The organism is Kitasatospora sp. NPDC059747, assembly GCF_042732955.1.
Taxonomy (GTDB): Bacteria; Actinomycetota; Actinomycetes; order Streptomycetales; family Streptomycetaceae; genus Kitasatospora.
Genome location: NZ_JBHWGV010000231.1, coordinates 1 through 5,371, shown reverse-complemented (window position 1 = coordinate 5,371; position 5,371 = coordinate 1). Strand labels below are relative to the sequence as shown.

Sequence of the window (5,371 nt, the reverse complement as noted above, 5' to 3'; positions counted from 1 at the left end):
CCCCGTTGTCGAGGGCCAGACCGCTGCGGGCGCACAGCAGCTTGAAACGGCCCGCTTCCAGACCGGTCAGCGTCCACTGCTGCGGCGTGCCGCCGTTGACGGTCCACTGGACCACCTGGCTGCCCGCGCTGGAGGTGTTTCCGTCGTCCAGGGCCTTGCCGCTGCGCACGGAGATCAGCTCGTAGACACCGTCGGCGACGACGGCCGGCGTCCCGTTGACGTCGACCACCACGACCGAGTCGTTGGCGTCGGGCGCGGTGGTGGGCACCGAGACGTTGATGCTGCCGCCGCTGACCGAGTAGGAGAGCGAGGCCGTCGGGTTGCTCATCAGGTAGACGCGGTTGATGGTGTTGGCGATCAGCGGGATCTGCAGGGTGCCATTGGCCGGCCAGCTGAACACGTGGGCGAAGAGCTTGCCCGGCTTCCTGGTGAACTTGCCCCACGACGGCTCGGCGGTGAAGGGGCTGCCGGTGGTGCCGTAGATGCTGTCGCTGTTGGTGCCCATCCAACGCGCCAGACCCTGGAGGACGGTGACGGAGCCCGGGGTGGGCGTGCCGTCGCCCTTGGGGCCGATGTTGAGCAGGTAGTTGCCGTCCCGGGAGACCACCGTGACGAACTCCTGGACGATGGTCTGCACGGACCGGTAGGAGCTCTCGGCCCAGGAGGTGTAACCCCAGGCGCCGTTCATGGTCGCGCAGGTCTCCCAGGGCCGACCGAGCGGCTCGGCCGGCACTTTCTGCTCCGGACAGGCGAAGTCGCCGAGTCCGACGTCCCGCTTGACCCGCTCGTTGACGATCAGGCCGGGCTTCTGGGCGACGAGCCAGTTGTACAGGTCGACCCCGTCCGACTGGGTCCACCAGTCGGTGAGGGTGGGCGTGGCGGGGTTGGCGCACCAGTCGCCGTCGAACCAGAGGATCGCCGGGTCGTACGCCGTGAGGAGTTCCTGGAGCTGTGCCTTCATGTCGTTGATGTAGCCGGCGCGCGCGCTCAGCGACGCCATGTCGGTGTAGTTGGTCGTCTGGTTGACGGTCTGGGAGCGGTGGTTCCAGTCCATGATCGAGTAGTAGAGGCCGAACTTGATGCCGCGGGCGTCGCAGGCCTTCTTGAGCGCGGCCAGCAGGTCGTTCTGGTAGGCGGTGTACTTGGGCAGGTTGTACGGCTTGGTGCCGGTGGTGTCCGTGAAGCTCGCCACGGCCGAGTTGTACATCGCGAAGCCCTCGTGGTGCTTCGCGGTGATCACCAGGTACTTCATGCCGGCGTTCAGGGCGAGGTCGGCGATGGTGTCGGCGTTGAAGGCCGTCGGGTCGAAGGGGGCGGACACCTGGGCCTGGTAGTTGGCCTTGCTCCAGTTCTCGGTGGAGAACGCCCACTCGCCGTGGCCGAGCTGGCTGTAGGAGCCGAAGTGGATGAACATCCCGAAGCGGGCCTGGTACCACCAGGCCATCTTGGACGGCACCTGGTAGGCCTGGGCGGTGCCGGGCCGGAGTACCTGCGGCAGACCGAAGGCCACGGCCCCTCCGGCGAGGGCGGCGGCCCGGATCAGCTGACGGCGGCTCAGTCCGGTGGTTGACATAGGAGGCTCCTCGTTCGGGTGGGAGTGCTGTCGATGCTGCGGCTACTTGCCGAGGTTGTTGCCCCACAGGGCCTTGTCGTCGACGTTGTCCTTCGTCACCAGCGTCACGGGGAGCTGGTCCTCCAGCCCGTTGGGCAGGGCGACGATGGTCGACTGGTGGTCGGTCGGCCCCGGCTTGAACGCCTTGCCCTCGACGGCGGCCTGCGCGTAGAACAGCGCGTACTTGGCGTACAGGTCGGCGGGTTGGGAGACGGTGGCGTCGATGTCGCCCTTGCGGATGGCGTCGAACTCCTGCGGGATGCCGTCGTTGGAGACGACGGCGATGTGCCCCGGCTGGCCGGCCGGCTTGAGCATGCCTTGCTGCTGGAGCACGGAGACGGTCGGCTGCAGGAAGACGCCGCCGGCCTGCAGGTAGATCCCGCCGAGGTCGGGGTTGGCCGCCAGCGTCGACTGGAGCTTCGCCGCGGCGACGTCCCCCTTCCAGTCGGTGGCCAGCTCGATCACCTGGACGCCCGGGAACTTCTCCTTCATGCAGGTGGAGAACCCCCGGCTCCGGTCGTAGGCGTTGATCGAGTCGAGCGCCCCCTGGAGCTCCGCGACCTTCCCCTTTCCCTTGAGCTGCGCGCCCAGGAACTGGCAGGCCTTGGTGCCGTAGTCGACGTTGTTCGCCCGGACGGCCATGTACACCTCGCCGTGCTCGGGTTCGGTGTCGACGCTCACCACGCTGACGCCGCGTCTGAAGAGCTCGCCGAGCAGCACGTCGATGACGTAGGTCGCCTGTGGCGCGATCACCACGGCCTTGGCGTTCGCCTGCTCGAATCCCTGGACGTTGGACCGCAGTTCGTCCTCGCGGTTGTGGGACGCCGTGATCGGCAGGGTGCGGATCGCCTGCGCGGCGACGCCCTTCCTCACGTACTGCTCGTACGCCCGCCAGAAGTCGGAGTCGTCCCGCGGCAGGTCGATGCCGATCGCCCCCTGGGCGGAAGGCTTCTGTGCTCCGCCCGTGCTGCGGTCGCACCCCGTGGCGCCGACGACTAACACGGCCCCGGCCATCGCCGCGAGTCCGGAAGAGCGAAGCCTCATCGTACTGATCTCCTTGCCTTGGAACGCCCGCCCACCGCGGGGAGGTCCCTCACCCGCGTACGGCGCCACCGCCGTCCGGGGGGCTCGCGGTACCGAGGACCTTACGAGCGTGAAACCTGGACGACAAGTAGAGGCATCCGATGACTCCCAAACGTGACATCGGGATTTCCGCCATATCTTCGCGGTATGGCCGATGAAATACGGCCATTCATCGGATGTATCACCCCCGGATCCCTGGACTCCTCGGCGCCCACGGCCTATAAATCCATCCCATGACCCCACGCGATGTGAACGCTCACACCATCCATCGTTTCCCCCGCCGGACCGTGCACCTGGACTTTCACACCGGCCCCGACATCCCCGACGTGGGACGCGACTTCGACCCGGTGACCTTCGCCCGGGCCTTCCGCGACGCCCACGTCGACAGCGTGACCGTCTTCGCCAAGTGCCACCACGGCCACCTCTACTACGGGACCGACCGGCCGGAACGCCACCCCGGGCTCGCCCCCGACCTCGACCTGCTCGCCGAGCAGGTCGAGGCCCTGCACGCCGTGGGCATCCGCGCACCGATCTACCTGTCCCTCCAGGTCGACGAGTTCGCCGCCCGGGAGCACCCGGAGTGGATCGCGCACGGCGAGGACCTGAAGCTCGCCCGCTGGAGCACCTCGGCCTTCGAGGCGGCCTGGAACATCCTCGACATGTCCAGCCCCTACGCCGACTACTTCGCCGATCAACTGGACGAGGTGCTCCGGCGCTTCGCCCCGGTCGACGGCATCTTCATCGACATGTGCTGGAACCAGCCCAGCGCGAGCCGCTGGGCAGTGGACGGGATGCGCCGCGAGGGGCTGGACCCGGCCGATGCGGACCACCGGAACCGCTACGCGAACCTCGTGGCCCGCCGCTACATGGCCCGCTACTCCGCGATGGTGGAGAAGGCCCTACCCGCGGACGCCGCCCAGAGCGTCTGGTTCAACAGCCGGCCCAAGACCGGACTGCCCGAGGAGCGCCAGTTCATCCGGCACGTCGAGATCGAGGGCCTGCCCACCGGCGGCTGGGGCTACGCGTTCCTCCCGTACGTGGCGCGCTTCGTCCGCCCCATGGGACTGCCCGTCCTCAGCCACACCGGGCGGTTCCACGAGAGCTGGGGGGACAGCGCCGCCCTCAAGCCCCGGGCGGCACTGCTGTACGAGACCAGCCAGATGCTGGGCCACGGCCTGACCAGCGGCGTGGGCGACGTGCTGCACCCGCGGGGCGTCGCCGCTCCGGCGGTGTACGAGCTCATCGGCTCGGTCTACGGGCACATCGAGGCGTGCGAGCCCTTCCTCGACGGCGGCCGGGTCGTCAGCGAGGTCGCCGTGGTCACCGACCCCGGCCTCGGCGACAACCCGGGCGCGAGCAACATCGGCGCCGTCCGGGCACTGCAACAGCTCCGGGCGCAGTTCGACGTGGTCCCGCCGACGGCCGACCTGAGCGGGTACCGGGCGGTCGTCGTGCCCGAGAGCACGGCGGTCGACGACGCCCTGGCGGAGCGCCTGCACGCGTACCGCCAGGCAGGCGGCGCCGTGCTGCTGGTCGGGCCGGCGCTGCTCAGGAACGGCACCGAGCCCGCCCTCCCCGACCTCCCGGTCGAGGGACTCGCACCGGCGCCGGCCGGTGAGGTGTTCCTCGCCTGCCAGGGCGTCCCCGGGGTCCCGGAGGACTTCCCGGTCATCAGCCACGGCTCCCGGCTGACCGCCCGGGCACTGCCCGGCGCCGAGGTCCTGGCCCGGGTGGTGGCGCCCTACTTCCCGCGCTCCTGGGACCGGTTCTGCGGCCACTCCTACACTCCGCCGGCCGACCCGACCGACGAGGCGGCCGTCGTCGTCGGCGACGGGGTGGCCGCGGTGACCGTGTCGCTGCTGGAGGCCTTCCACGAGCATGGCCTGGAGACGTACCGTCGGCTGCTCGGCGCCGCCCTGGACCGGCTCCTGCCGGACCCGCTCGTCCGCGCCGGCGGGCCGGTCCACCTGGAGACCACCGTGAAGCGCACCGCCGCGGGCACCGTGGTGCACCTGATCAGCTTCGTCCCGTCCCGGGAGACCCCGGAGCTCGACCTGGTGCACGACCCGTTCCCGCTGGTCGACGTGCCCGTCGCCGTCCGGCTCGCCGCCGCCCCGCGCTCGGTGCGGCTCCAGCCGGCCGGGCTGGAGCTGCCCTGGGAGCACGACGGCGAGTACGTCCACGTGCGGGTCACCACCGGGGACGGCCACGCGATGATCATGGTCGAGCACGACTGACCGCGGGGTACGGGCCCCGGATCACCACCGGGGACGGCCACGCGATGATCATGGTCGAGCACGACTGACCGCGGGGTACGGGCCCCGGATCACCCGGCGGGCAGCAGCAACGGGTCCGCCATGATCCGGCGCACCGTCGTCAGCGCCGCGCCCAGCAGCGGGCCGCGCCGGCCGAGCGCGGACGGGCGCAGCGCCTCCGGAGCCCAGGGCCGCACGGTGACCCGGGCGGCCAACTCGGCGCGCACGGACGGCAGCAGCCAGTCGGCGAGTTCGGCGTAGGCACCGCCGAGGACCAGGCCGCCCGGGTCGATGAGCTCCACGGCGGACGCGAGGGCGAGCCCCAGGGCCTGCCCCGCCCGGTCCAGCGCCCGCAGGGTGGGCTCGTGCCCGGCGGCCGCCCGCTCGGCGAGCAGCGCGACCGGGTCGCCCGGGCGGTGCT

The 5,371-nt window shown here is 70.6% G+C and carries 4 protein-coding genes; 1 reads left to right on the top strand and 3 read right to left on the bottom strand.

The window, feature by feature from the left end:
* Positions 1-1,573, bottom strand: a 1,573-nt coding sequence (locus ACFV4G_RS42795; protein WP_380448968.1) for an alpha-L-fucosidase, incomplete at its 3' end; no start/stop codon positions are given.
* A 42-nt stretch (positions 1,574-1,615) separates the two neighbouring features.
* Positions 1,616-2,656, bottom strand: coding sequence for a sugar ABC transporter substrate-binding protein (locus tag ACFV4G_RS42790; RefSeq protein ID WP_380448967.1), 1,041 nt, complete (start codon positions 2,654-2,656; stop codon positions 1,616-1,618).
* A 272-nt stretch (positions 2,657-2,928) separates the two neighbouring features.
* Between ACFV4G_RS42790 and ACFV4G_RS42785 the strand changes: the two genes are divergently transcribed.
* On the top strand, positions 2,929-4,932 hold the full coding sequence (locus ACFV4G_RS42785; protein WP_380448966.1) for a beta-galactosidase trimerization domain-containing protein: 2,004 nt from the start codon (positions 2,929-2,931) through the stop codon (positions 4,930-4,932).
* 89 nt (positions 4,933-5,021) lie between these two features.
* Here ACFV4G_RS42785 and ACFV4G_RS42780 read toward each other — a convergent pair.
* Positions 5,022-5,371 (bottom strand): ROK family protein (locus ACFV4G_RS42780; RefSeq protein ID WP_380448965.1); only part of this gene is annotated, 350 nt, incomplete at its 5' end.